Below are 25,799 nucleotides of genomic sequence, written 5' to 3' on the forward strand. Positions count from 1 at the left end.
TTCGACTTAGGTTTTTTTGTGTTTATTTTTATTTGCCAAATATCATAATCCATAAATTGAATGACGCTAAAGAAGAGAAAAGAATGGAATAGAGGCTGTTTAAAGTACTAGCAATGATTTTTTGTTTTCTAGGTTTTCCGAGTGTTCCTAAAATAATCGTTAGGATAGGAAACGTATTTCTACCACAAGTATATATTTAAAAAAGTGGGATGATATAAATAAGTATTCAATCATTACAGCAAAGACTGCGATAAAAAGGAATAAATACGAAAAAAGTGTAGTTCGTTTTTTCATTATTGTCTTCCTTATAAATAAAATGAATATAAATGATATGCTTTATATTAAAGCATACGTAATAAGTATACAAACCGTTATGTGTACAATAGATCTCTAGAAATATAAATTCTAATTTCTTATCCTTCTTGCATATAGTTACAATTATTCTTTTGAATATAACTAAAACACGAACGTTATTGGTGAGTAATAAAAAAACATTCGATTATTTATTGACATTGTTTATGAAATATTGTTAATATAGCCATAGAAAGAATAATATATAAGACCTCATATAATCGCGGGGATATGGCCTGCAAGTCTCTACCTAACGACCGTTATTCGTTAGACTATGAGGGAAAGTCACTCGGTATTTTTCTATTCACAAGGGATACGTATGCCTGAGTAGAGCACTTTCTCTCATAGTAAAAGAGAAACTGTTCTATTTCAGGCTTTTTTTATTTGAATCGGGGGGATTCTAATATGAAATCACTAGTTGGAGTCATAATGGGAAGCACGTCAGACTGGGAAACAATGAAATATGCTTGTGACATTTTAGATGAATTAAATATACCGTATGAGAAAAAAGTTGTATCTGCTCATCGGACTCCGGATTATATGTTTGAATATGCAGAGACGGCTCGTGAACGTGGGTTGAAAGTTATTATTGCTGGAGCTGGTGGAGCAGCGCATTTACCAGGGATGGTTGCAGCGAAGACGAATCTTCCTGTAATCGGAGTTCCAGTTCAATCAAAAGCGTTAAACGGCTTAGATTCATTATTATCCATCGTCCAAATGCCAGGAGGGGTTCCAGTTGCAACTGTTGCAATTGGTAAGGCTGGTTCAACAAATGCTGGTTTACTTGCTGCACAAATACTTGGATCATTCCATGATGATATACATGATGCATTAGAATTGAGAAGAGAAGCAATTAAAAAAGATGTGCGCGAAGGTAGTGAGCTAGTATGACGAGAATCATTTTACCTGGAAAAACAATCGGCATTATTGGAGGCGGCCAGCTAGGAAGAATGATGGCATTGGCAGCTAAGGAGATGGGATATAAAATTGCTGTTTTAGATCCTACAAAAAATTCACCATGTGCACAAGTTGCTGATATTGAAATTGTTGCAACATATGACGATTTAAAAGCAATTCAGCATTTAGCGGAGATCAGTGATGTTGTCACATATGAATTTGAGAATATTGATTATAGATGTTTAAAATGGCTTGAAAAACATGCTTACTTACCGCAAGGCAGTCAGTTGTTAAGTAAAACACAAAATCGTTTTACAGAAAAGAATGCGATTGAGAAAGCTGGGCTACCAGTAGCAACGTATAGAATAGTTCAAAATCAAGATCAGCTTACTGAAGCAATCACTGAGTTATCATATCCTTCCGTCTTGAAAACGACGACAGGCGGATATGATGGGAAAGGTCAAGTTGTTTTAAGAAGTGAGGCTGACGTTGATAAAGCGCGAGAGCTTGCGAATGCAGCAGAGTGTATTTTAGAGAAATGGGTGCCTTTTGAAAAAGAAGTATCAGTTATTGTGATTCGTAGTGTAAGTGGTGAAACGAAAGTATTTCCGGTAGCGGAAAATATTCATGTAAATAACATTTTGCATGAATCTATCGTTCCAGCTCGCATTACAGAAGAACTTTCTCAAAAAGCAATTGCTTATGCAAAAGTGCTCGCGGATGAACTAGAACTTGTGGGAACACTAGCGGTAGAGATGTTTGCTACAGCTGATGGTGAGATTTATATTAATGAATTAGCACCAAGACCTCACAATTCAGGACACTATACACAGGATGCATGTGAAACGAGTCAATTCGGTCAACATATTCGAGCAATCTGTAATTTACCTCTTGGAGAAACAAATTTGTTAAAACCAGTTGTCATGGTAAACATTTTAGGCGAACATATAGAAGGGGTCCTAAGACAAGTGAATAGATTAACCGGGTGCTATTTACACTTGTATGGAAAAGAAGAAGCAAAAGCGCAGCGAAAAATGGGGCATGTTAATATTTTAAATGATAATATTGAAGTCGCTCTAGAAAAAGCGAAGAGTTTGCATATTTGGGACCATCAAGAACAACTGTTGGAGGGAAAAAGATGATTAGTCGTTATACACGCCCAGAAATGGGTGCAATTTGGACGGAAGAGAACAAATTTAAAGCATGGTTAGAAGTTGAGATTTTAGCTTGTGAAGCATGGGCTGAGCTTGGGGATATTCCAAAAGAAGATGTTAAAAAAATCCGTGAGCATGCATCATTTGATATTGATCGTATTTATGAAATTGAAAAAGAGACACGTCATGACGTAGTTGCATTCACTCGTGCTGTATCAGAAACACCAACATTAGGTGAGGAACGTAAATGGGTTCATTACGGTTTAACATCTACAGACGTAGTAGATACAGCGCTATCTTACATCTTAAAACAAGCGAATGAAATCATATTAAAAGACTTAGAAAACTTTGTAAGCATTTTAGCTAACAAAGCGAAAGAGCATAAATACACGATCATGATGGGAAGAACACACGGTGTTCATGCAGAACCAACAACATTTGGTTTAAAACTTGGTCTTTGGTATGAAGAAATGAAACGTAACGTAGAGCGTTTCAAACAAGCTGCTGATACAGTTCGCGTTGGTAAATTATCTGGTGCGGTTGGTACATACGCAAATATCAATCCATTCGTAGAAAAGTATGTTTGTGAAAACTTAGGATTAGAAGCAGCACCAATTTCAACACAAACATTGCAACGTGATCGCCATGCTCATTACATGTCAACACTTGCACTAATCGCAACATCTATCGAAAAGATGGCAGTTGAGATTCGTGGTTTACAAAAGAGTGAAACACGTGAAGTTGAAGAGGCTTTTGCAAAAGGCCAAAAAGGCTCTTCTGCAATGCCACATAAACGTAATCCAATCGGATCAGAAAATATGACTGGTTTAGCTCGTGTTATCCGCGGTTATATGATGACAGCGTATGAGAATGTTCCATTATGGCATGAGCGTGATATTTCTCACTCTTCGGCAGAACGCGTAATTTTACCAGATGCTACAATCGCATTAAATTACATGTTAAATCGTTTCGGTAATATCGTTAAAAACTTAACTGTATACCCAGAGAATATGAAACGCAATATGACAAGAACATACGGCTTAATTTATTCTCAGCGTGTAATGCTTACATTAATCGACAAAGGTATGGTACGTGAAGAAGCTTATGATATCGTACAGCCTAAAGCGATGGAAGCTTGGGAAACACAAGTACAATTTAAAGAGCTTGTAGAAGCTGATGAGCGTATTACGAGCAAGTTATCACAAGAAGAAATTAATGAATGCTTCAACTATGAGCATCATATGCAACACGTTGATACAATCTTTGAACGCCTTGGGTTAAACGAAGCGTAAAATTTCATATGGCACAGAATAGAGTCATTCTGTGCCATTCTTTATAAAAACATTATTCACATTTTTCAAACTACAGGGGGCTTGCGAAATGCAAAAGCTAGAATTGCTGTATGAAGGTAAGGCAAAAAGAATTTATCGTACAGAATCAGCAGATATGGTTTGGGTAGAGTACAAAGATAGTGCGACTGCTTTCAATGGGGAGAAAAAAGAGACGATTACAGGAAAAGGTCGTTTGAACAATGAGATTACAACTTTATTGTTCAGAAAGTTACAAGAAGTAGGAATAAAAACACATTTTGTAGAGAAGTTATCTGAAACAGAGCAACTTGTTAAAAAAGTGAGTATTATTCCTCTAGAAGTTGTCACAAGAAATGTAATTGCAGGAAGTCTTTCAAAACGATTAGGAATGGAAGAGGGAACTGTACTTGCAGAACCGATCGTAGAATTTTACTTCAAAGATGATGATTTAGGAGATCCGCTTGTAACGGAAGATCATATTCGTGTATTAAACGTTGCATCACCAGAGCAAGTAAGCGTATTACGAGATATGGCTCTACAAATCAATCAAGTGTTGATTGATCATTTCGCAAGCTGTCGTGTAAGACTAGTAGATTTCAAATTAGAGTTTGGTGTAACAGATGAAGGAAAAATCATTTTAGCAGATGAAATTTCACCAGATACTTGCCGTTTATGGGATGAAACGAGCAATGAAAAATTTGATAAAGACGTATTCCGTCGTGACCTTGGAAATTTAACAGAAGCTTATGAAGAGATTTTAAAACGTTTAGGGGGAATTTCACATGTATAAAGTTAAGGTATATGTAACGTTAAGAGAAAGCGTATTAGATCCACAAGGAACAGCAGTAAAAGGGGCACTTCATAGTCTTTCGTTCACAGAAGTACAAGACGTTCGAATCGGAAAATATATGGAATTAACAATTGATAAATCAGTATCTGACCTTGACGCAAAGGTAAAAGAAATGTGTGAAAAACTATTAACAAACGTTGTAATGGAAGACTTCCGTTATGAAGTTGAGGAGGTTGTCGCACAGTGAAATTTGCAGTCATAGTATTCCCAGGTTCGAACTGTGATGTCGATATGTTCCATGCAATTAAAGATGAGCTTGGTGAAGAAGTAGATTACGTTTGGCACGATAGAGAGAATTTAGATGAATATGATGCAATTTTACTACCTGGTGGATTCTCTTACGGTGACTATTTACGTTGTGGTGCTATTTCTCGCTTCGCGAATGCAATGAAAGCAGTGCAAAAAGCTGCTGAGCAAGGAAAGCCGATTTTAGGTGTATGTAATGGATTCCAGATTCTTGTTGAATCAGGATTACTACCAGGAGCGTTAATGAGAAACGAAAACTTAAAATTTATGTGCCGAACAGTTCAGCTGCGTGTTGAAAATAATGAAACGATGTTTACATCACAATATGAAAAAGATGAAGTAATCAATATTCCAATCGCGCATGGTGAGGGGAATTACTATTGTGATGAAGAGACTCTTAAACAATTAGAAGAGAATAATCAAATCGCATTCCGTTACGTAGAAAATCCGAATGGAAGCGTTTCAGATATTGCTGGTATTGTAAATGAAAAAGGAAATGTACTTGGTATGATGCCACACCCAGAGCGTGCTGTAGATGAATTACTTGGCGGTGCTGAAGGGTTAAAAGTCTTTCAATCTATCTTAAAACAGTGGAGGGAAACATATGTCGTTAATGCTTGAACCAAATCCAACACAAATTAAAGAAGAGCGCATATATGCGGAAATGGGGCTAACAGACGAAGAGTTTGCCATGGTTGAAAAGATTTTAGGCCGTCTGCCAAATTATACAGAAACAGGATTATTCTCTGTTATGTGGTCTGAACATTGCAGTTATAAAAATTCAAAACCAGTACTTCGAAAATTCCCAACAACAGGTGAGCGTGTTCTGCAAGGACCTGGGGAAGGTGCTGGAATTGTAGATATCGGTGATAATCAAGCGGTTGTATTTAAAATGGAAAGTCATAACCATCCTTCTGCTATTGAACCATATCAAGGAGCAGCAACAGGCGTTGGTGGTATTATCCGTGACGTATTCTCTATGGGAGCACGCCCGGTAGCTCTATTAAACTCACTTCGCTTCGGTGAATTACAGTCACCACGTGTGAAATATTTATTCGAAGAAGTAGTAGCAGGGATTGCAGGATACGGTAACTGTATCGGCATTCCGACTGTTGGCGGCGAAGTACAATTTGATCCATGTTATGAAGGAAATCCACTTGTAAATGCAATGTGCGTAGGCTTAATTAATCATGAAGATATTAAAAAGGGGCAAGCGCACGGTGCTGGAAACACAGTAATGTACGTAGGAGCATCAACTGGTCGTGACGGTATTCACGGTGCAACATTCGCATCTGAAGAGTTATCTGAAAGCTCAGAAGCGAAGCGTCCAGCAGTTCAAGTAGGAGATCCATTTATGGAAAAACTTCTTATTGAAGCTTGCTTAGAACTTATTCAGTCGGATGCACTTGTTGGAATTCAAGATATGGGTGCAGCTGGTTTAACATCATCTTCTGCAGAAATGGCAAGTAAAGCAGGTATGGGTATTGAAATGTACTTAGATGATGTACCACAACGTGAAACAGGAATGACACCATATGAAATGATGCTATCTGAATCACAAGAACGTATGCTAATCGTTGTGAAAAAGGGTAGAGAGCAAGAAATAGTAGATTTATTTGAGAAGTATGGTCTTGCAGCCGTTACGATGGGGAAAGTAACGGAAGACAAAATGCTTCGCTTATTCCATAAAGGTGAAAAGGTAGCTGAAGTACCAGCAGATGCTCTTGCAGAAGAAGCACCAATTTATCATAAGCCATCAAAAGAAGCAGCATACTTTGCTGAATTCCAGGCAATGAAAATGGAAACACCAAAAGTAGAAAATTATAAAGAAACGTTATTCGCTCTATTACAACAACCGACGATTGCAAGTAAAGAGTGGGTTTATGATCAATATGATTATCAAGTTCGCACAAGCACAGTTGTTACACCAGGTTCAGATGCAGCAGTTGTACGTGTACGCGGTACAGAAAAAGGATTAGCAATGACGACAGATTGTAACTCTCGCTACATTTATTTAGATCCAGAAGTGGGCGGTAAAATTGCAGTAGCAGAGGCAGCACGTAATATCGTATGTTCTGGGGGAGAGCCACTTGCAATTACAGATTGCTTAAACTTCGGTAATCCAGAAAAACCAGAAATTTTCTGGCAAATTGAGAAATCAGTAGATGGTATGAGTGAAGCTTGTCGCACATTACAAACGCCAGTTATCGGCGGAAACGTATCAATGTATAACGAACGTAGTGGTGAAGCTGTATACCCAACACCGACAGTTGGGATGGTTGGACTTGTACACGATTTAAAACATGTAACAACACAAGAGTTTAAGCAAGCTGGCGATTTAGTTTATATCATCGGAGAGACGAAAGCTGAGTTTGGTGGAAGTGAATTACAGAAAATGATTCACGGCAAAATTTTCGGTCAATCACCAAGCATCGATCTAGACGTAGAATTAAAACGTCAAAAACAAGTATTAGCAGCAATTCAAGCTGGCCTTGTTCAATCTGCTCATGATGTTGCAGAAGGTGGTTTAGCAGTTGCAATTACTGAGAGTGCAATTGGTGCAAATGGTTTAGGTGCTACTGTGAAATTAGACGGAGAAGCAACAGCGGCATTATTTGCTGAATCACAATCTCGCTTCATTATAACTGTAAAACGTGAAAATAAAGAAGCGTTTGAGACGGCGGTAGAAGCAATTCAAGTTGGAGAAGTGACAAATACAAATGAAGTAACAATTCATAATGAAGAAAATGAAGTATTACTTACAGCAAATGTAGATGAAATGAGAAAGGCTTGGAAAGGGGCAATCCCATGCTTGCTGAAATAAAGGGGTTAAATGAAGAATGTGGCGTTTTCGGAATTTGGGGGCATGAAAATGCAGCACAAGTTTCGTACTACGGATTGCATAGTTTACAGCACCGTGGACAAGAAGGCGCAGGCATCGTCGTAAATAATGGTGAGAAAATCGTCGGTCACAAGGGGTTAGGTTTAATATCGGAAGTATTTTCAAGAGGTGAGCTAGAAGGCTTAAACGGAAAATCAGCAATTGGACACGTACGATATGCGACAGCTGGCGGAAGTGAAGTTGCTAACGTTCAACCATTATTATTCCGTTTTTCTGATCATAGTATGGCATTAGCTCATAACGGAAATTTAATTAACGCAAAGATGCTTCGTCGTGAATTAGAGGCAGAGGGAAGTATTTTCCAAACAAGTTCAGATACAGAGGTACTTTTACATCTCATTAAACGTAGTACGAAAGATTCTTTAATTGAAAGTGTAAAAGAGGCTCTAAATAAAGTGAAAGGTGCGTTTGCATATCTTTTACTAACTGGAAATGAAATGATCGTTGCGCTAGACCCGAATGGATTCCGTCCTCTTTCAATTGGAAAGATGGGAGATGCTTACGTTGTAGCATCAGAAACATGTGCTTTCGATGTAGTAGGTGCAACATACATTCGTGATGTAGAACCAGGTGAATTACTTATCATCAATGATGAAGGAATTCATGTAGATCGTTTTACAAATGAAGTAGATCATGCAATTTGTAGTATGGAGTACATTTACTTTGCACGTCCGGATTCTAATATTGCAGGTATTAACGTCCATGCAGCACGTAAAAACATGGGAAAACGTTTGGCGGCAGAAGCTCCTATTGAAGCTGATGTTGTTACTGGTGTACCAGACTCTAGTATTTCAGCGGCAATTGGTTATGCGGAGGCGACAGGAATTCCATATGAGTTAGGATTAATTAAAAATCGTTACGTTGGACGTACGTTTATTCAACCTTCTCAAGAACTGCGTGAGCAAGGGGTTAAGATGAAGCTTTCAGCAGTAAGAGGCGTAGTTGAAGGAAAACGAGTTGTGATGATTGACGATTCTATCGTAAGAGGAACGACGAGTAAACGAATTGTTCGTATGCTTCGCGAGGCTGGAGCGACAGAAGTCCATGTAAGAATTGCTTCACCACCTCTTAAGTATCCATGTTTCTATGGCATTGATATTCAAACGAGAAAAGAATTAATCGCAGCAAATTATTCAATAGAAGAAATCCGTCAAATCATCGGAGCAGATTCTTTAACGTTTTTAAGTGAAGATGGATTAGTAGATGCAATTGGACGTCCATATGAAGGGAAATACGGCGGTCTATGTATGGCGTACTTCAATGGAGATTATCCAACAGCTCTTTATGATTATGAGCAAGAGCTTTTAGAAAGTATGAAATAAGAAGAAAAAAGCTTCTACTTCTTTTGATGTAGAAGCTAGCTTCTTTCTTAAAATGGCCCGCCCTGAATAGGGAGAAATTAAAAGACGAGGTGTAGATAACGATGGCGAATGCATATAAGCAAGCAGGAGTAGATATTGAAGCTGGATATGAAGCGGTATCTCGCATGAAAAAACACGTACAAACAACAATGAGAAAAGAAGTACTAGGCGGTCTAGGCGGTTTTGGAGGTATGTTTGATTTATCAAAATTTGCATTAGAAGAACCTGTATTAGTATCTGGAACAGATGGCGTGGGAACAAAATTGATGCTCGCTTTTATGGCAGATAAACATGACACAATTGGTATTGATGCAGTAGCAATGTGTGTAAATGATATTGTTGTCCAAGGAGCAGAGCCGCTTTTCTTCCTTGATTATATTGCTTGTGGTAAAGCTGAACCTAGTAAAATTGAAAACATCGTCAAAGGTATATCAGAGGGCTGTCGCCAAGCTGGTTGTGCATTAATTGGTGGAGAAACAGCTGAAATGCCAGGAATGTATTCTATGGAAGAATACGATTTAGCTGGTTTTACAGTTGGAATTGTTGATAAAAAGAAAATTGTAACAGGTGAAAAAATTGAAGGTGGTCAAGTATTAATTGGCTTAGCATCTAGCGGTATTCATAGTAATGGTTATTCTTTAGTACGAAAAGTATTACTAGAAGATGGAGAACTATCTTTAGATCGCATTTACGGACGCTTAGAACTACCTCTTGGTGAAGAATTATTAAAACCAACGAAAATTTATGTCAAACCTATTTTAGAACTATTGAAGAAATATGAAGTATACGGTATGGCGCATATTACAGGTGGCGGATTCATTGAAAATATTCCACGTATGTTACCAGAAGGAATCGGTGCAGAAATTGAATTAGGATCTTGGAAAATTCAACCGATCTTCAGTTTACTTCAAGAAGTGGGAAAACTAGAAGAGAAAGAAATGTTCAATATTTTTAACATGGGTATTGGTATGGTAGTAGCGGTGAAGGAAGAAGAGGCAAAAGATATCGTTCGTCTTCTTGAAGAGCAAGGAGAAACAGCTCGTATTATTGGACGTACTGTACAAGGAACTGGCGTTACCTTCAATGGGGGCACGGCACTATGAGTAGATTAGCAGTTTTTGCTTCTGGAAGCGGCTCTAACTTTCAATCTCTCGTTAATGCGGTAGAAGAAAAAAGATTGGATGCAGAAATTAGTTTATTAGTATGTGATAAACCAGAAGCACGTGCTGTTGGACGGGCACATTATCATCATATTCCGTGTTTCGCCTTTTCAGCGAAAGCATATGAGTCAAAAGAAGCATTTGAAAAAGAAATATTAAAGAAGCTAGAAGAGTATGAGATTGATTATGTTATTTTAGCTGGATATATGCGTTTAATTGGGCCGACTTTATTAGGAGCGTACGGTGGGAAGATTATTAATATTCATCCGTCACTATTACCGAGTTTTCCTGGTAAAGATGCTGTCGGTCAAGCGTTAGAAGCAGGTGTGAAAGTAACTGGAGTAACAATTCATTATGTAGATGCAGGTATGGATACAGGTCCAATTATTGCGCAAGAAGCAGTAGTTGTTTCTGAAGGGGATACGAGAGAAAGCTTACAAAAGAAAATTCAACAAGTTGAACATAAATTATACGTAAATACAGTGAATCAAATTGTTCAGTCTGCGAAAGAAACAACTGTTAACTAACATACAACCAGGGGTGAAGGATAAATGAAAAAGCGTGCATTAGTAAGTGTTTCAGATAAAACAGGAGTAGTAGAATTTGTTAAAGGTTTACTAGAACAAGGGATTGAAGTTATTTCAACAGGTGGTACGAAAAAATTACTAGAAGAAAACGGCTTACAAGTAATCGGTATTTCTGAAGTAACTGGTTTCCCGGAAATTATGGATGGACGTGTAAAAACATTACACCCAAATATTCATGGTGGTCTATTAGCGGTTCGTGATAATGAAACGCATGTAGCGCAAATGAATGAGTTAGGTATGCAGCCAATTGATTTTGTTGTTGTTAACTTATACCCATTTAAAGAAACAATCGCTAAGCCTGATGTAACATTTGCTGATGCAATTGAAAATATTGATATCGGTGGTCCAACAATGATTCGCTCTGCTGCGAAAAATCATAAATTTGTATCGGTAATTGTAGATCCAGTAGATTACGATGTTGTATTAGCAGAACTGAAAGAGAACGGTGAAGTAAAAGAAGAAACAAAACGTAAATTAGCAGCGAAAGTATTCCGTCATACAGCGGCATATGATGCGTTAATCTCTAACTACTTAACAGAGCAAATGGGTGAAGAAAGCCCAGAAACATTAACAGTGACATTTGAGAAAAAACAAGATTTACGCTATGGAGAAAATCCACATCAAAAAGCAACCTTCTATAAAGCACCATTCGCTGTAACTTCTTCTGTTGCATACGCAGAACAATTACACGGTAAAGAATTATCTTACAACAATATTAATGATGCAGATGCAGCACTTAGTATTGTAAAAGAATTTACAGAGCCAGCAGTAGTAGCAGTAAAACATATGAATCCATGTGGTGTTGGAGTGGGTACTGATATTCATGAAGCATACACACGCGCTTATGAAGCAGATCCAGTATCAATTTTTGGTGGAATTATTGCAGCAAATCGTGAAATTGATAAAGCTACAGCAGAAAAGTTACACGAAATTTTCTTAGAAATCATTATTGCACCTTCTTTCTCAAAAGAAGCTTTAGAAGTATTGCAAAGTAAGAAAAACTTACGTCTACTAACTGTAAATATTGAAAAAGCGACAAGTGCAAGCAAAAAACTAACTTCTGTACAAGGTGGTCTTCTCGTTCAAGAGGAAGATACGTTATCATTAGATGAAAGTACAATTTCAATTCCGACAAAACGTGAACCATCAGAGCAAGAGTGGAAAGATTTAAAACTAGCTTGGAAAGTTGTAAAACATGTGAAATCAAACGCAATTGTTTTAGCGAATGATAACATGACAGTTGGTGTAGGCGCGGGACAGATGAACCGTGTAGGTTCTGCAAAAATCGCAATTACACAAGCTGGCGAAAAGGCACAAGGTAGCGCACTTGCATCTGATGCTTTCTTCCCAATGCCAGATACAGTAGAAGAAGCAGCAAAAGCAGGGATTACAGCAATCATTCAACCAGGCGGATCAATCCGTGACGAAGATTCTATCAAAGTTGCGGATAAGTATGGGATTACGATGGTGTTCACTGGCGTACGTCATTTCAAACACTAATAGAGGATATTTAAAAAGTCCGGTCAAGATAACTGTCGCATGTCGTCGTTGCATTGCCAGTGCGGTACTCATGTAGGAAAGCTACATTCCGTGTCCTCCTGTCAAATGCGCCTCGACCTGCTCGGTTCTCTTGATCCTCTCTTTTAAACTTTTATTGATATGGATATTTAAAAGGTCCGGTCAAGATAACTGTCGCATGTCGTCGTTGCTCTTGATCCTCCCTTTTAAACTTTGATTGATATGAAAACAAACTAGGAGCAGAGCTTCTAGTTTGTACTTATTTAAGTATTGGGGGATGAAATATGAATGTTTTAGTAATTGGCCGCGGTGGGCGTGAGCATGCTTTAGCTTGGAAGTTTGCGCAATCTGAAAAGGTGGAAAAGGTATATGTAGCACCTGGTAATGAAGGTATGCGCGATGTTGCAACACCAGTTGATATTGATGAAAATGATTTTGATGCATTAGTTTTATTTGCTAAAGAGAATAAGGTTGAATTAACTTTCGTTGGACCAGAAATTCCGCTTATGAATGGAATTGTTGATCGATTTAACGAAGAGGGACTTCGTGTGTTTGGCCCAAATAAGGCGGCTGCTGTTATTGAAGGTAGTAAGGCTTTTACGAAAGAATTGATGAAAAAATATGATATTCCAACTGCGGCATATGAAACTTTTACAAACTATGAAGAAGCAGTACAGTATATTCAAAAAGTTGGTGCGCCAATCGTTATTAAAGCTGACGGCCTAGCTGCTGGTAAAGGTGTAACGGTAGCAATGACGCTTGAAGAAGCATTACAAGCTGTGAAAGAGATGCTACAAGATGTGAAGTTCGGCGAAGCGAGCAAGAAGGTCGTTATTGAAGAGTTTTTAGATGGACAAGAATTTTCATTAATGGCATTTGTAAATGGAACAACTGTGCATCCGATGGTAATTGCGCAAGATCATAAACGAGCTTTTGATGGTGATAAAGGTCCAAATACAGGCGGAATGGGTGCGTATTCTCCAGTACCACAAATTTCGGAATCAGCAGTTCAAGAGGCGATAAAAACAGTATTACATCCAACTGCTAAAGCGATGATTGCAGAAAATCGATCGTTTACAGGGATTTTATATGCGGGACTTATTTTAACAAATGATGGCCCAAAGGTAATTGAATTTAATGCACGCTTTGGTGATCCTGAAACGGAAGTAGTATTACCTCGCTTAGAAAATGATTTAGTTGATGTATGTAACGCTGTATTAAATGAAAGTGAATTAACGTTACAGTGGTCAGAGGAAGCGGTAATTGGTGTTGTACTTGCTTCGAAAGGGTATCCGGAAGCATATAAAAAAGGTGACATTATTAAAGGATTAGATGCACTGAACGATGTAATTGTTTTCCATTCAGGTACAGCGATGAAGCATGGTGACTTTGTAGCAAATGGTGGCCGTGTACTATTTGTTGCTTGTAAGGCGGACAGTTTACAAGCGGCGAAAGATAAGGTGTATAAAGAAATCGGTAAAATTGAGAGTGATGGTCTATTTTACCGAAGTGATATAGGATATCGTGCAATTGGTCATGAGATGACGAGAAGCTAGTAATATTAAATGTTTTAGCGGTAAGAAAAGCGGAGAATGAGGTAGTTCATTCTCCGCTTTTCTTATTATTTTATTTAGGAACTTTTATAAGATCAATAATGTCAGGGCATTGTAATTGATAAGTTATTGCTGTTGATGAAACTTTCTTTGAAATTTTTCGGCAACTACTATTGGAATATTTAATTTTTTTGTTTTCTGTATTTCGGTCGCTTGTTTTTGAGTAATCAACATCATAATACAAAGATGTTGTCTCTCTTCCTTTTTTTACTGTTAAATCTATGATGAGAGGCTCATCTTTTTCGTTAAATCGAGTGATGCGAATGGAGTGACTCTTATTTGAATTATATTTTTTAATGAAGATATCTAATTTTTCGATATTGTAAACTGTGTCATTCTTTTGAATGACATCACCATATTTTTCGGCGGTTTCAAAACTATATTCTTTATTGGATGTATCAATTGTTGGTCGTTTATTTGAGCAAGCGACAAGATTGAATGAGAGTAGTGCAATAAATAATAAACTCGTTTTTTTATAGTAATGTTTTATAGGCAAAGCGAACCACCTCTATTAATAATGTTATATTTGTATTTTACAATATAATTACAAAGAAAACATCATCATTGTATTAAAAAATCCCGCTGATTTCTCAGCGGGATTTTTTATGCATCTTTATCTTTTTTCAATTTTCCTTTTTGCTTTGCCATTTCTCGAAGTAAATACTCGATGTGTGCATTGACGCTACGAAACTCATCATTCGCCCATTTTTCGATGACTGCGTGTAATTCAGGATCAATACGTAATGGAAAGCTTTTCTTTTTAGCCATAATGATTTACAACCCTTTAGTATAGGCTTCCTGTATTAATAACTGGTTGCGCACCTTTATCTGAAACGATGGCAACTAATAAGTTGTTCACCATATTTGCTTTACGCTCGTCATCTAATTCAAGTACGCCTTCCTCATCTAACATATGGATTGAATCTTTCGCCATCTTCACAGCACCTTCAACAATCTCTTTTCTAGCAGCTAATACTGCTTTTGCTTGTTGACGTTGTAGCATTGCATGGGCAATTTCTGTTGCGTAAGCTAAATGTGTTAAACGAGTTTCTAATACTTCTACGCCAGCGATTTCAAGGCGCGCTTCTAACTCACGCTTTAATTCTTCAGAGATTTCTTCAGTATTTCCGCGTAACGTGATGCAAGTTTCATCTTGGAAATTGTCATAAGGATATTTTGTTGCGACGTGGCGGATTGCTGTTTCACTTTGAATTTCTACAAATCGATCGTAATGTTCAACACCGAACATTGCTTTTGCAGAATCAACTACTTTATATACGATAACGGCTGCAATTTCAATTGGATTTCCCTCAATATCGTTTACTTTTAACTTCTTACTATTAAAGTTTTCAACACGTAACGATACAGTTTGACGGAATGCGAATGGAATTGTTAAAAATAAACCGTTTTGACGAATTGTTCCTAAATAATTACCGAAAAACGTAATAACTTTTGCTTGGTTTGGTTGAACAATACCAATACCTGTAGCAAGAACGGCGGCTAAAATAATAGTTAATGCCGCTCCTATGAAAATTTCTTGTACAAGGAAAAATACACCGATAGCGGCTAAAATTAAAATCCCAATAATACCGAGAAAACCATTTACATAAAAAACTTGTTTTTCTTTCATATGATCGCCTCCTGATATAAAAATGATATCACTTTTATATCATTTTATGCAAGGGCTTTACACCTAATTTTCTGAAATTATTGATTAGGTATTTCTTATGTATATTTTGAGGTCCGAAACGAGAATGTACGTTCTGTTTTATGGTAAAATAAAAGAAGACTTAACCGCCCACTGCAGCAGCTAAGTCCCTTTAAGAGCATCTTGCATCGTGACAAATGATTCAAAGCGGTTTTGCCAGGATTATATCTTCAATCGCTGACTCAATCTCTTTGTCAGAAGCGTCAAAACTTCCATTTGACTGTGGTTTGTCGTGATTGGAAGTTTGATTCACTTCTTCTTTAGTATGTCCCTTTTCGGTAAAATTCATGCTAGGCATTTTAAATGCCCCCATATTCATGTATTTTCCGAATTTCCACATTTCAACAACGGGGCAGAAACGAACAATTCCCTCTGCGATTTTCATTGCACCAATCCATAGCAAGACGTTAGACCAAGTGCACCACGGCTTGCGTACAAGTTTAGCACTACTACAGCCGAAGAGGATAAGTCCGAGCGTAATTCGAATTAGGGCATTTATTGTACCGATGTTTTGCTTCATTAGAAAAACACTCCTTTTTATGAAAGTTGAAATAGATAATACTATTTCTCTTATTAGTATCCCTTGTGATTTTTGGGATATGTAATCCAACATTTGACGTTGAAAAAGATGTTGGAATGTGCGTGTGTGTAAGTAGCTTTTTTTGTTATAATGAAAGAATGCACAAAAGGAAGTTCAAAGTTAAATCCTCTCGTTTGAAAAACTATGGAAGAGGGAATTCCAAACTTAATTCTCCGTTTTAAACAAATATTTAAGATGAAGTTAAAAAAATCCTGATGAAAATAAACTGTTATTTTGAACAGAAATATATATAACTAGAGAAAAGAAAGGGTGTTTTCATGTACGATATTTCCGGGTGGAAACATGTATTTAAGCTTGATCCAAATAAGGAGTTAAGTGACGAACATTTAGAAATGATTTGTGAGTCTGGAACAGATGCTGTTATTGTAGGCGGAAGTGATGGAGTTACAATTGATAATGTATTACACATGCTAGTTAGCATTCGTAGATATGCAGTTCCTTGTGTGTTAGAGGTTTCTGATGTGGAAGCAATTACACCAGGATTTGATTTTTATTATATCCCAAGCGTTTTAAATAGCCGAAAGGTAGAATGGGTAACAGGTGTTCATCATGAGGCTTTGAAAGAATTTGGGGATATTATGGACTGGGACGAAATTTTCATGGAAGGGTATTGTGTTTTAAATCCGGAAGCGAAAGTAGCTCAGCTTACAGATGCGAAATGTGATGTAACAGAAGATGATGTAATTGCATACGCGCGTTTAGCAGACAAGCTATTACGTTTACCGATATTTTATTTAGAATATAGCGGTACGTATGGAGACGTTGAACTTGTTAAAAATGTAAAAGCAGAATTAAAACAAGCGAAGTTATATTATGGCGGCGGTATTTCTAATGCTGAACAAGCGAAGGAAATGGCACAATACGCTGATACAGTAGTGGTTGGGAATATTATTTATGATGATATAAAATCCGCGTTAAAAACAGTTAAAGCAGTAAAAGGAGAGTAGGTGCAGGCGTATATGAGTAAGACAGATAAGTTATTAAATGGTTTAAATCCGCAGCAACAAAAAGCAGTACAAACAACGAACGGACCACTTCTATTAATGGCAGGTGCAGGTAGTGGTAAAACACGTGTGTTAACACATCGTATTGCGTATTTACTTGGTGAAAAAGGTGTAGCGCCATGGAATGTACTAGCTATTACCTTTACAAATAAAGCGGCTCGAGAAATGCGCGAGCGTATTGATACACTTGTCGGACCAGAAGCAGAAGATATTTGGATCTCTACGTTCCACTCTATGTGTGTACGTATTTTACGACGTGATATCGATCGTATTGGTATTAATCGTAACTTTACAATCTTAGATTCAGGCGATCAGTTAACTGTAGTCAAAAAAATTATGAAAGAGCGCAATATTGATCCGAAGAAATTTGAGCCACGCTCTATTTTAGCTGGTATTAGTAATGCGAAAAATGAATTGTTATCTGCAGATAAATATGCGAAAAAAATTACAATCGCTGATCCATATGAAAAACTAACGAGTGATGTATATACAGAATATCAAAAACGTCTTCTGAAAAATAACTCATTAGACTTTGATGATTTAATTATGACAACGATTCAGCTATTTGAACGTGTTCCAGAAGTACTAGAGTTTTATCAGCGTAAGTTCCAATATATTCACGTGGATGAGTATCAAGATACGAACAAAGCGCAGTACCTTCTTGTAAAACATTTAGCAGCACGTTTTAAAAATTTATGTGTTGTAGGTGACTCAGATCAGTCTATTTACCGCTGGCGTGGGGCTGACATTTCTAACATTTTGTCATTCGAAAAAGACTATGAGAATGCGCAAGTTATTCTGTTAGAACAAAACTATCGTTCGTCACAAAATATTTTAAATGCAGCGAATGCTGTTATTGAAAAAAATTCAAACCGTAAACCGAAAAAATTATGGACAGACAATCAAGTTGGAAGCAAAATCTCATATTACCGTGCTGCGACGGAAAAAGACGAAGCATATTTTGTTGCGAAAAAAATTCGTGACGATATTCAAATGGGAAAACGAAAATATACGGACTTTGCAGTATTATATCGTACAAATGCCCAGTCTCGTATGGTCGAGGAGATTTTCCTGAAATCTAATATTCCTTACAAAATTGTCGGCGGTACGAAGTTCTACGATCGTAAAGAGATTAAAGATATTTTGGCGTATTTACGTTTAATTGGGAATCCAGATGATGAGATTAGTTTCGCACGTATTATTAACATGCCAAAGCGCGGAATTGGTGCGACTTCTATCGATAAAATTATTAATTACGGTGTACAAAATGGAATTTCATTAACTGCTGTATTCGATGAGATTGAGCATGTTGGTGTAAGTGCAAAAATAACAAAGGCAGTAAAAGAATTCGCAGGTCTATTACACAACTGGGTAAATATGCAAGAGTATTTATCTGTTACAGAATTGGTAGAAGAAGTTATTGAAAAAACAGGCTATCGCGATATGTTGAAAAACGAGCGTACTTTAGAAGCAGAAGGTCGTTTAGAGAACTTAGATGAGTTTTTATCTGTTACGCAAACATTTGAATCTCAAAGCGAAGATAAGAGCCTTATTGCATTCTTAACAGACTTAGCGCTTGTTGCTGATATTGATCGTGTCGATGAAGATCCAACTGCGGGTGAGGAAGTTATTTTAATGACGATGCACTCAGCGAAAGGGTTAGAGTTCCCAGTTGTCTTTATTGTTGGGTTAGAGGAAGGAATATTCCCACATACTCGTTCTCTAATGGAAGAAGATGAAATGCAAGAAGAGCGTCGCCTTGCTTATGTAGGTATTACTCGTGCGGAAGAAGAGTTATATTTATCCAATGCACAAATGCGTACTTTATTTGGTAGAACAAGTATGAACGCTGCTTCTCGATTTATTACAGAAATCCCGGCAGAGCTAGTAGAATCGTTAAATGAAACAGCGCCAAAGCGTGAAACTTCGTTTGGTGCAAAAGGCAGAACGACAAGTACAAGTAGAATGACAACTACAACCACAACACGCTCTCGTTCAGCTTTCGCGCGTCCTGCAGCTAAGACAACAGGCGGCGAGCAAATTGGCTGGGCAGTAGGCGATAAAGCTTCCCACCAAAAATGGGGAGTCGGTACAGTTGTCAGTGTAAAAGGTGAAGGTGATGCAAAAGAATTAGATATTGCGTTCCCAAGCCCAATTGGTGTTAAACGTTTGTTAGCAAAATTTGCACCTGTGACGAAACAATAGGAAAGGAATGAGGATATGTCAAAAGAGATAGCAAAACAACGTATAGAAGAACTGCGTGATTTGTTAAATACATTTAATTATCAGTATCACGTATTAGACAATCCTTCTGTTTCTGATGCGGAGTATGACCGTAATATGCAGGAGCTTATAAAATTAGAAGCAGAGAATCCAGAGTTTATGAGTGAAGACTCTCCCTCCATTCGCGTTGGGGGAACTGTTCTAGATATATTTGAAAAAGTAACACATAAGTCACCGATGTTAAGTTTAGGAAATGCATTTAACGAAGGAGATTTACGTGATTTCGACCGACGAGTACGCCAAGGAATTGATGATGCGAATGTAAGATATATATGCGAATTAAAAATTGACGGACTTGCTGTTTCACTTCATTATGAAAAAGGACGCTTCATTCAAGGGGCAACACGTGGTGATGGTGTAACAGGTGAAGATATTACTCAAAATTTAAAAACGATTAAAGCGATCCCGCTCCGTTTAAATGAAGAAGTAACATTAGAAGCACGAGGCGAAACTTATATGCCGAAGCGTTCATTCGTTAAGTTAAATGAAGAAAAAGAACAAAATGGTGAAGATGTATTTGCGAATCCGCGTAATGCGGCAGCAGGTTCAATACGCCAACTTGATCCAAAAATTGCAGCGAAGCGTAACTTATCTATGTTTGTGTACGGTCTTGCGAATGTAGAAGAAAAAACAATTCCATCACATAGTGAATCGCTTGATTTCTTAGGTGAACTTGGATTCAAAACAAATCCAAATCGTCGTACATGTGAAACAATCGAAGAAGTTATAGCTTATGTAGAAGAATGGCAAGAAAAACGCCCGCATCTTGATTATGAGATCGATGGAATCGTTATAAAAGTGGATGATGTTGCTCTTCAAGAAAGTTTAGGAACTACAGCAAAGAGTCCAAGATGGGCGATTGCTTATAAATTCCCGGCTGAAGAAGTTGTAACAAGATTAACAGGCATTGAATTAAGTGTTGGTCGCACAGGGGTTGTAACACCGACTGCAGAGCTAGAGGCAGTGCGAGTGGCTGGTACTATCGTTCGTCGTGCCTCTTTACATAACGAAGATTTAATTCGTGAAAAAGACATTCGAATTGGTGACTATGTTGTTGTGAAGAAGGCCGGAGATATTATTCCTGAAGTTGTGAACGTTATTTTTGATAAGCGTACTGGTGAGGAAGAAGAATATCATATGCCAACGCATTGCCCAGCATGTGAGAGTGAACTAGTTCGTTTAGAAGAAGAAGTAGCACTTCGTTGTATAAATCCAACTTGTCCAGCTCAAATTCGAGAAGGATTAATTCATTTCGTTTCAAGAAATGCAATGAATATTGATGGACTTGGAGAACGTGTCATTACACAACTCTTTGATGCGGATTATATTCGTACATTTGCTGATTTATATTCGTTGACGAAAGAGCAATTATTGCAGCTAGAACGATTCGGTGAAAAATCAGCAACGAATTTAGTGCAAGCAATTGAGAATTCTAAAGACAACTCATTAGAGCGATTATTATTTGGCCTTGGTATTCGCCATGTCGGAGCAAAAGCAGCACGTACATTTGCAGAGCATTTCGAAACGATGGATGCACTTGTGAAAGCAACGGAAGAAGAACTAAAAGCAATTAATGAGATTGGTGAAAAAATGGCTCAATCCGTCGTGACGTATTTTGATAATGAAGACGTATTAGAGTTATTACAACAATTTAAAGAGTATGGCGTGAATATGGCATACAAAGGTATAAAAATTGCTGATTTACAAAATGTTGAGTCGTACTTCACAGGAAAAACTGTCGTTTTAACAGGTAAATTAGAAGTTATGGGACGTAGTGAAGCGAAGAAGAAGATTGAGGCATTAGGTGGAAAAGTCACAGGAAGTGTTAGTAAAAGTACGGATTTAGTTGTTGCAGGTGAAGCAGCAGGTTCGAAATTAGCACAAGCAGAGAAGCATAATGTTGAGGTTTGGAATGAAGAGAGGTTCTTACAAGAGCTAAATAAGTAAGAGGTGCAAACTTACCATGAAAAAAATAGCATTAGCGGTATTAAGCCTTGGCCTACTCGTAAGTGGGTGTAGTGCAGGTGCCGATAAAGATGAAAAAGTGGTTGAGAAATCGGGGAAAGCAAAAGAACAAGCAATCGTTCCGAAGTACGCTATTTCGGATGAATATTATAAGGCGACTATTCCATTTGAAGCAGGAGCAGCACGTGGTTTAGTTGTACAAGGAGTAAGTAATCGTCTTGATATAGATGAATTTGAAACAGGATTAATGCGTATTGCAAAAGAATCCTTTAGTACGAAAGATCATTTCTTTAAAGGTGGAGATGTTCTAGATACTCAAAATGTGCAGATGCTTGTTAAAAGAAAGCGTACAGATGCTGAACAAAAGGAACTAGAGGACAAATTAAAAAAAGATGCAGTTAAATTTCCAAACATTGGGTTAAACCCAGCGTTAGGTGGAGGATCTGAATCATTAGAGGCAAAAAATAAAAAAAATCCAATATATATTTCAAATATTTTAGAGCATGATTATTATGTGAAAAAAGGCGAAACAGATGAGCGCAAAGGCATAGTAGTTGGTTTAGCGATGAATTCGGTTCATTATTACGAGGAAGAGCATGGTTATCCGCGTGAGGCTAAAATTGAGCAAGAAAAAATGTTAGCGGAAGGGAAAAAAATGGCGCAAGAAGTCTTGAAATTTATGCATCAAAAAAAGCCTGAAACAAAAAATATTCCGATAACATTTGCAATTTATCGTCAGGCTCCAAAGGCTTCACTCGTGCCAGGTAACTTTGTTTCTTATGCGAATGTTGAAAAAGGCAGTGAAACGGTTGAGGATTGGAAACAAATTAATGAGAAATATTATTTATTCCCATCTGAACAAGCAAAAACAGATAATAAACGTGAAGATCTTGCGAGAGTATCGAACTTTAAAGCAAAACTAAGCGATTATTTCCAAGGCGACTATACAGCTGTTATCGGTACTGGTATGTATAGAGATGATGAATTAAGAGAAATAAAGCTTGATATTCCTGTCCAGTTTAATGGGAAAGCAGAAATAATTGGTTTTACACAATATGTAGCTGGGCTTGTTATGGAATACTTCCCGAATTATATGAAAGTACAAGTAACGATTAAATCTGTAGAACGTCCAGAAGCGATTATTATACGTGAAGCGAAGCAAGATGAACCATTTGTGAAAATTTTAGATTAAATAGAAGGGCCGTTCCTTTATGGAACGGCTTTTTTTCTTGGGTAATTTTGTTATAATTTAAAATGTTATAAATAATGGGGGTAAGGGGTAAAGCACATGGACGAATTAAGTTTTCAAGTCATTATTTTATTAATTGCATTCGGCTTTTTAGCAGCTTTTATTGATTCAGTTGTTGGCGGTGGAGGATTAATTTCGCTTCCAGCACTTATGTTTGTTGGTTTACCACCAGCTTCGGCAATTGCAACGAATAAATTAGCTGCAACGATGGGGACGTTTACGAGTGCAGTTTATTTTATTCGATCAGGAAAGGTCGATTTTAAAATTGTAGGAAAGTTAATCCCGTTAACTGTTATAGGATCGGTCGCAGGCGCTTTAGTAGTAAAGTTTATTCCGCCGGATATTTTACGTCCGTTAGTGCTTGTGATGTTGGTGTTTATTGCCATTTATATTATTGCAAAAAAGGATTGGGGAAGTGTATCTACCTATAAGAAGATGACGAAAAGAAAAACATTAATATTTTTCTTTGTTATTTTAATGATAGGGTTTTACGATGGATTTTTTGGACCAGGGACAGGATCCTTTTTAATTTTTGCATTTTTATTAGTTGGTTTGGATTTTATTCAAGCGGCAGCATCTGGAAAACTTTTGAACTTTGTTAGTAATATCGTATCTTTAATTACTTTTTTATTTTTAGACGTAATTCATTTTGAATACGGTATTATTATGGGATTGTCGATGATTTTTGGCGCTTATTTTGGATCGAAGTTTGCAGTCCAAAAAGGTGTTGGATATGTAAGAACTTTATTTTTGTTAGTAACTATTTTATTGATTGGAAAAAACATTTTGGAATATACTCATATTTTGTAGAGTTATACGTATGTATAACTCTATTTTTTTATTATATTTTAAAAATTAATTAATTTTTAAAATATAAGTCTAGGAATATTTGAATAAATCTAAATTATCGTGTAGAATAATGTTGTAAAATGTAAACGTTTTTCTAAGGGGAGGCTAAAAAGAATGGTAGTAGCATACAAACATGAGCCATTTACAGATTTTTCAGTGGAGGCTAACAAATTAGCGTTTGAAGAAGGTTTAAAGAAAGTAGAATCTTATCTTGGACAAGACTATCCATTAATTATTGGGGGAGAAAAAATCACTACAGAAGACAAAATTGTTTCTGTAAACCCTGCAAATAAAGAGGAACTTGTTGGTCGCGTTTCAAAAGCAAGCCGTGAGTTAGCTGAAAAAGCAATGCAAGTAGCGGATGAAACATTCCAAACTTGGAGAAAATCAAAGCCAGAAATGCGTGCAGACATTTTATTCCGTGCTGCAGCAATCGTTCGTCGCAGAAAGCATGAATTCTCTGCTATTCTTGTAAAAGAAGCAGGTAAACCATGGAATGAGGCAGATGCTGATACAGCAGAAGCAATCGACTTTATGGAATATTATGGTCGTCAAATGTTAAAATTAAAAGACGGAATTCCAGTAGAAAGCCGTCCAATTGAATATAATCGTTTCTCTTACATTCCATTAGGAGTAGGTGTTATCATTTCTCCTTGGAACTTCCCATTCGCAATTATGGCAGGTATGACAACAGCTGCTTTAGTTTCTGGTAACACAGTATTACTAAAACCAGCTAGTACAACTCCTGTAGTAGCAGCGAAATTCATGGAAGTGTTAGAAGAAGCTGGCTTACCAGCTGGCGTAGTAAACTTCGTTCCAGGTAATGGTTCTGAAGTTGGTGACTACTTAGTAGATCACCCTCGTACACGTTTCGTGAGCTTCACTGGATCTCGTGATGTAGGTATCCGTATTTATGAGCGTGCAGCGAAAGTAAACCCAGGCCAAATTTGGTTAAAACGCGTTATCGCTGAAATGGGTGGTAAAGATACAATCGTTGTTGATAAAGAAGCAGATCTTGAATTAGCAGCTAAATCTATCGTAGCATCAGCATTCGGATTCTCAGGACAAAAATGTTCTGCATGTTCTCGTGCAGTAATCCATGAAGATGTATACGATTACGTATTAAATCGTGCTGTTGAATTAACGAAAGAATTAACAGTTGCTAATCCAGCTGTTTTAGGTACAAACATGGGTCCTGTTAATGACCAAGCTGCATTTGATAAAGTGATGAGCTATGTTGCAATTGGTAAAGAAGAAGGTAGAATCTTAACAGGTGGCGAAGGAGACGATTCTAAAGGCTGGTTCATCCAACCAACAATCGTTGCTGACGTTGCAGAAGATGCTCGCTTAATGAAAGAAGAAATCTTCGGACCAGTAGTAGCATTCTGTAAAGCAAAAGACTTTGATCATGCACTTGCAATTGCAAACAATACAGAATACGGTTTAACAGGTGCTGTTGTTACTAATAACCGTGACCATATTGAAAAAGCACGTGAAGAATTCCATGTGGGTAACTTATACTTCAACCGTGGATGTACTGGTGCAATCGTAGGTTACCAACCATTCGGTGGCTTTAACATGTCTGGTACAGACTCTAAAGCTGGTGGCCCTGACTACTTAGCACTTCACATGCAAGCAAAAACTACTTCTGAAACTTTATAAGAAATAGTAGAAGAGATCTTCGCAGTCTGCGAAGATCTCTTTTTTTTTTTTTTTTTTTTTTGAAAAAATTTCTATATATGGATTAAGATAGATATAAGTAGAGAAACTAATAATGTAATAAGGTTTACTTCAGTAAATAAGGTATATTATATTTGTTGAATAGATTCTCTTTAAAGACAAGAAAAGTAGGTGAACAAAGTGGGAAAATATCAATTGGATTACAAAAGTCAGGTATCTGTGGCGAAGTTTCATGAAAAACAGACGCCTGCCAAATTTGATAAAAAGCAGCAAATTGAAAAATTGCGTGCGGAGTATTTGAAAAAGAAGCAAAAACAAACAGATAAATAATATGTTACGTTTTTGATAGGAGAAACTAGTTCTAATTACCGTATATTACCATTCGATAATTAGAACTAGCTAAATCCTATTAATATCGGGATAAACATGTAAATAGAAACAAAACAATGAGAAAAGTTGACTTATTAGTCATATTTTTTAGTATTCATTTTAAGGATTTCCTGTATAATAC

23 protein-coding genes, 1 pseudogene and 1 riboswitch are annotated in these 25,799 nt (G+C 37.2%); of the genes and pseudogenes, 19 read left to right on the forward strand and 5 right to left on the reverse strand.

Features of this window, described 5'->3' with window-relative positions; all coding sequences use genetic code 11:
• Nucleotides 1-28: 28 nt before the first annotated feature.
• Nucleotides 29-294 (reverse strand): annotated as a pseudogene (locus DT250_RS32340) (hypothetical protein).
• A gap of 250 nt (nucleotides 295-544) precedes the next feature.
• Nucleotides 545-646, forward strand: a riboswitch (purine riboswitch).
• A 110-nt stretch (nucleotides 647-756) separates the two neighbouring features.
• Here DT250_RS32340 and purE point away from each other — a divergent pair.
• The 12 genes from purE (at nucleotide 757) to purD (ending at nucleotide 13,892) form a co-directional block, all read left to right on the forward strand.
• Nucleotides 757-1,242 carry a 5-(carboxyamino)imidazole ribonucleotide mutase gene (gene purE / locus DT250_RS20740; RefSeq protein ID WP_000839368.1) on the forward strand — a complete coding sequence of 162 codons (486 nt, stop codon included), beginning with the start codon at nucleotides 757-759 and terminating at the stop codon, nucleotides 1,240-1,242.
• A complete protein-coding gene (gene purK, locus DT250_RS20745) occupies nucleotides 1,239-2,390 on the forward strand; it encodes a 5-(carboxyamino)imidazole ribonucleotide synthase (protein WP_149213663.1) in 1,152 nt (383 codons plus the stop codon). The genes purE and purK overlap by 4 nt, the downstream gene beginning before the upstream one ends.
• Entirely contained in the window at nucleotides 2,387-3,694 is a 1,308-nt protein-coding gene (purB, locus tag DT250_RS20750; protein ID WP_000625688.1) for an adenylosuccinate lyase, read from the forward strand. Before purK ends, purB begins: the two co-directional genes overlap by 4 nt.
• A gap of 88 nt (nucleotides 3,695-3,782) precedes the next feature.
• Nucleotides 3,783-4,502 carry a phosphoribosylaminoimidazolesuccinocarboxamide synthase gene (purC, locus tag DT250_RS20755; RefSeq protein WP_087982204.1) on the forward strand — a complete coding sequence of 240 codons (720 nt, stop codon included), beginning with the start codon at nucleotides 3,783-3,785 and terminating at the stop codon, nucleotides 4,500-4,502.
• A complete protein-coding gene (gene purS, locus DT250_RS20760; protein WP_000278821.1) occupies nucleotides 4,495-4,749 on the forward strand; it encodes a phosphoribosylformylglycinamidine synthase subunit PurS in 255 nt (84 codons plus the stop codon). The genes purC and purS overlap by 8 nt, the downstream gene beginning before the upstream one ends.
• Nucleotides 4,746-5,429: a phosphoribosylformylglycinamidine synthase subunit PurQ gene (purQ, locus tag DT250_RS20765; protein WP_000666772.1), complete on the forward strand. Its 684-nt coding sequence runs from the start codon at nucleotides 4,746-4,748 to the stop codon at nucleotides 5,427-5,429. Before purS ends, purQ begins: the two co-directional genes overlap by 4 nt.
• The gene (purL, locus tag DT250_RS20770) at nucleotides 5,413-7,632 is read left to right on the forward strand and encodes a phosphoribosylformylglycinamidine synthase II (RefSeq protein ID WP_149213664.1); all 2,220 of its coding nucleotides are present in this window, start codon (nucleotides 5,413-5,415) and stop codon (nucleotides 7,630-7,632) included. Before purQ ends, purL begins: the two co-directional genes overlap by 17 nt.
• Complete coding sequence (gene purF, locus DT250_RS20775; protein ID WP_149213665.1) at nucleotides 7,617-9,032, forward strand: amidophosphoribosyltransferase; 1,416 nt, start codon at nucleotides 7,617-7,619, stop codon at nucleotides 9,030-9,032. The genes purL and purF overlap by 16 nt, the downstream gene beginning before the upstream one ends.
• A 101-nt stretch (nucleotides 9,033-9,133) precedes the next feature.
• Nucleotides 9,134-10,174, forward strand: a complete 1,041-nt coding sequence (gene purM / locus DT250_RS20780) for a phosphoribosylformylglycinamidine cyclo-ligase (RefSeq protein WP_088061523.1) — start codon at nucleotides 9,134-9,136, stop codon at nucleotides 10,172-10,174.
• Nucleotides 10,171-10,758 carry a phosphoribosylglycinamide formyltransferase gene (gene purN, locus DT250_RS20785; protein ID WP_000088583.1) on the forward strand — a complete coding sequence of 196 codons (588 nt, stop codon included), beginning with the start codon at nucleotides 10,171-10,173 and terminating at the stop codon, nucleotides 10,756-10,758. The genes purM and purN overlap by 4 nt, the downstream gene beginning before the upstream one ends.
• A 24-nt stretch (nucleotides 10,759-10,782) precedes the next feature.
• Nucleotides 10,783-12,318 carry a bifunctional phosphoribosylaminoimidazolecarboxamide formyltransferase/IMP cyclohydrolase gene (purH, locus tag DT250_RS20790; RefSeq protein WP_000745429.1) on the forward strand — a complete coding sequence of 512 codons (1,536 nt, stop codon included), beginning with the start codon at nucleotides 10,783-10,785 and terminating at the stop codon, nucleotides 12,316-12,318.
• A gap of 302 nt (nucleotides 12,319-12,620) precedes the next feature.
• On the forward strand, nucleotides 12,621-13,892 hold the full coding sequence (purD, locus tag DT250_RS20795) for a phosphoribosylamine--glycine ligase (protein ID WP_149213666.1): 1,272 nt from the start codon (nucleotides 12,621-12,623) through the stop codon (nucleotides 13,890-13,892).
• Between the two features lie 70 nt (nucleotides 13,893-13,962).
• Here purD and DT250_RS20800 read toward each other — a convergent pair whose 3' ends face one another.
• The 4 genes from DT250_RS20800 to DT250_RS20815 all read right to left on the reverse strand — a co-directional run bounded on the left by DT250_RS20800 (nucleotide 13,963) and on the right by DT250_RS20815 (nucleotide 16,177).
• A complete protein-coding gene (locus tag DT250_RS20800; protein WP_097889263.1) occupies nucleotides 13,963-14,445 on the reverse strand; it encodes a DUF4362 domain-containing protein in 483 nt (160 codons plus the stop codon).
• 107 nt (nucleotides 14,446-14,552) lie between these two features.
• Nucleotides 14,553-14,717 carry a type II toxin-antitoxin system antitoxin gene (locus DT250_RS20805; protein ID WP_001085171.1) on the reverse strand — a complete coding sequence of 55 codons (165 nt, stop codon included), beginning with the start codon at nucleotides 14,715-14,717 and terminating at the stop codon, nucleotides 14,553-14,555.
• Nucleotides 14,718-14,733: 16 nt separating this feature from the next.
• Nucleotides 14,734-15,579 (reverse strand): SPFH domain-containing protein, encoded by an 846-nt coding sequence (locus DT250_RS20810; RefSeq protein ID WP_000660682.1) that lies wholly within the window; start codon nucleotides 15,577-15,579, stop codon nucleotides 14,734-14,736.
• A 220-nt stretch (nucleotides 15,580-15,799) separates the two neighbouring features.
• Entirely contained in the window at nucleotides 15,800-16,177 is a 378-nt protein-coding gene (locus tag DT250_RS20815; protein ID WP_098068521.1) for a YgaP family membrane protein, read from the reverse strand.
• A gap of 338 nt (nucleotides 16,178-16,515) precedes the next feature.
• Between DT250_RS20815 and pcrB the strand changes: the two genes are divergently transcribed.
• The 7 genes from pcrB to DT250_RS31760 all read left to right on the forward strand — a co-directional run bounded on the left by pcrB (nucleotide 16,516) and on the right by DT250_RS31760 (nucleotide 25,618).
• Nucleotides 16,516-17,205: a heptaprenylglyceryl phosphate synthase gene (gene pcrB, locus DT250_RS20820; protein ID WP_000272092.1), complete on the forward strand. Its 690-nt coding sequence runs from the start codon at nucleotides 16,516-16,518 to the stop codon at nucleotides 17,203-17,205.
• Nucleotides 17,206-17,217: 12 nt separating this feature from the next.
• Nucleotides 17,218-19,467: a DNA helicase PcrA gene (gene pcrA, locus DT250_RS20825; protein WP_149213667.1), complete on the forward strand. Its 2,250-nt coding sequence runs from the start codon at nucleotides 17,218-17,220 to the stop codon at nucleotides 19,465-19,467.
• Nucleotides 19,468-19,482: 15 nt separating this feature from the next.
• Entirely contained in the window at nucleotides 19,483-21,492 is a 2,010-nt protein-coding gene (gene ligA, locus DT250_RS20830; RefSeq protein WP_149213668.1) for an NAD-dependent DNA ligase LigA, read from the forward strand.
• Between the two features lie 16 nt (nucleotides 21,493-21,508).
• On the forward strand, nucleotides 21,509-22,702 hold the full coding sequence (locus DT250_RS20835; protein ID WP_075312026.1) for a CamS family sex pheromone protein: 1,194 nt from the start codon (nucleotides 21,509-21,511) through the stop codon (nucleotides 22,700-22,702).
• Between the two features lie 96 nt (nucleotides 22,703-22,798).
• Nucleotides 22,799-23,569, forward strand: a complete 771-nt coding sequence (locus DT250_RS20840; protein ID WP_149213669.1) for a TSUP family transporter — start codon at nucleotides 22,799-22,801, stop codon at nucleotides 23,567-23,569.
• A 153-nt stretch (nucleotides 23,570-23,722) separates the two neighbouring features.
• On the forward strand, nucleotides 23,723-25,270 hold the full coding sequence (gene pruA / locus DT250_RS20845) for an L-glutamate gamma-semialdehyde dehydrogenase (RefSeq protein ID WP_087982225.1): 1,548 nt from the start codon (nucleotides 23,723-23,725) through the stop codon (nucleotides 25,268-25,270).
• A 198-nt stretch (nucleotides 25,271-25,468) separates the two neighbouring features.
• Nucleotides 25,469-25,618 carry a hypothetical protein gene (locus tag DT250_RS31760; RefSeq protein ID WP_000521654.1) on the forward strand — a complete coding sequence of 50 codons (150 nt, stop codon included), beginning with the start codon at nucleotides 25,469-25,471 and terminating at the stop codon, nucleotides 25,616-25,618.
• Nucleotides 25,619-25,799: the final 181 nt, after the last annotated feature.

The sequence above is a fragment of the Bacillus sp. AR2-1 genome (assembly GCF_008368755.1).
Classification (GTDB): domain Bacteria; phylum Bacillota; class Bacilli; order Bacillales; family Bacillaceae_G; genus Bacillus_A; species Bacillus_A wiedmannii.

Coding starts and splice junctions, on each gene's coding strand:
- purE (WP_000839368.1), top strand. CDS start 757: ATGAAATCACTAGTTGGAGTCATAATGGGAAGCACGTCAGACTGGGAA.
- purK (WP_149213663.1), top strand. CDS start 1,239: ATGACGAGAATCATTTTACCTGGAAAAACAATCGGCATTATTGGAGGC.
- purB (WP_000625688.1), top strand. CDS start 2,387: ATGATTAGTCGTTATACACGCCCAGAAATGGGTGCAATTTGGACGGAA.
- purC (WP_087982204.1), top strand. CDS start 3,783: ATGCAAAAGCTAGAATTGCTGTATGAAGGTAAGGCAAAAAGAATTTAT.
- purS (WP_000278821.1), top strand. CDS start 4,495: ATGTATAAAGTTAAGGTATATGTAACGTTAAGAGAAAGCGTATTAGAT.
- purL (WP_149213664.1), top strand. CDS start 5,413: ATGTCGTTAATGCTTGAACCAAATCCAACACAAATTAAAGAAGAGCGC.
- purF (WP_149213665.1), top strand. CDS start 7,617: ATGCTTGCTGAAATAAAGGGGTTAAATGAAGAATGTGGCGTTTTCGGA.
- purM (WP_088061523.1), top strand. CDS start 9,134: ATGGCGAATGCATATAAGCAAGCAGGAGTAGATATTGAAGCTGGATAT.
- purN (WP_000088583.1), top strand. CDS start 10,171: ATGAGTAGATTAGCAGTTTTTGCTTCTGGAAGCGGCTCTAACTTTCAA.
- purH (WP_000745429.1), top strand. CDS start 10,783: ATGAAAAAGCGTGCATTAGTAAGTGTTTCAGATAAAACAGGAGTAGTA.
- purD (WP_149213666.1), top strand. CDS start 12,621: ATGAATGTTTTAGTAATTGGCCGCGGTGGGCGTGAGCATGCTTTAGCT.
- DT250_RS20805 (WP_001085171.1), bottom strand. CDS start 14,717: ATGGCTAAAAAGAAAAGCTTTCCATTACGTATTGATCCTGAATTACAC.
- DT250_RS20810 (WP_000660682.1), bottom strand. CDS start 15,579: ATGAAAGAAAAACAAGTTTTTTATGTAAATGGTTTTCTCGGTATTATT.
- DT250_RS20815 (WP_098068521.1), bottom strand. CDS start 16,177: ATGAAGCAAAACATCGGTACAATAAATGCCCTAATTCGAATTACGCTC.
- pcrB (WP_000272092.1), top strand. CDS start 16,516: ATGTACGATATTTCCGGGTGGAAACATGTATTTAAGCTTGATCCAAAT.
- pcrA (WP_149213667.1), top strand. CDS start 17,218: ATGAGTAAGACAGATAAGTTATTAAATGGTTTAAATCCGCAGCAACAA.
- ligA (WP_149213668.1), top strand. CDS start 19,483: ATGTCAAAAGAGATAGCAAAACAACGTATAGAAGAACTGCGTGATTTG.
- DT250_RS20835 (WP_075312026.1), top strand. CDS start 21,509: ATGAAAAAAATAGCATTAGCGGTATTAAGCCTTGGCCTACTCGTAAGT.
- DT250_RS20840 (WP_149213669.1), top strand. CDS start 22,799: ATGGACGAATTAAGTTTTCAAGTCATTATTTTATTAATTGCATTCGGC.
- pruA (WP_087982225.1), top strand. CDS start 23,723: ATGGTAGTAGCATACAAACATGAGCCATTTACAGATTTTTCAGTGGAG.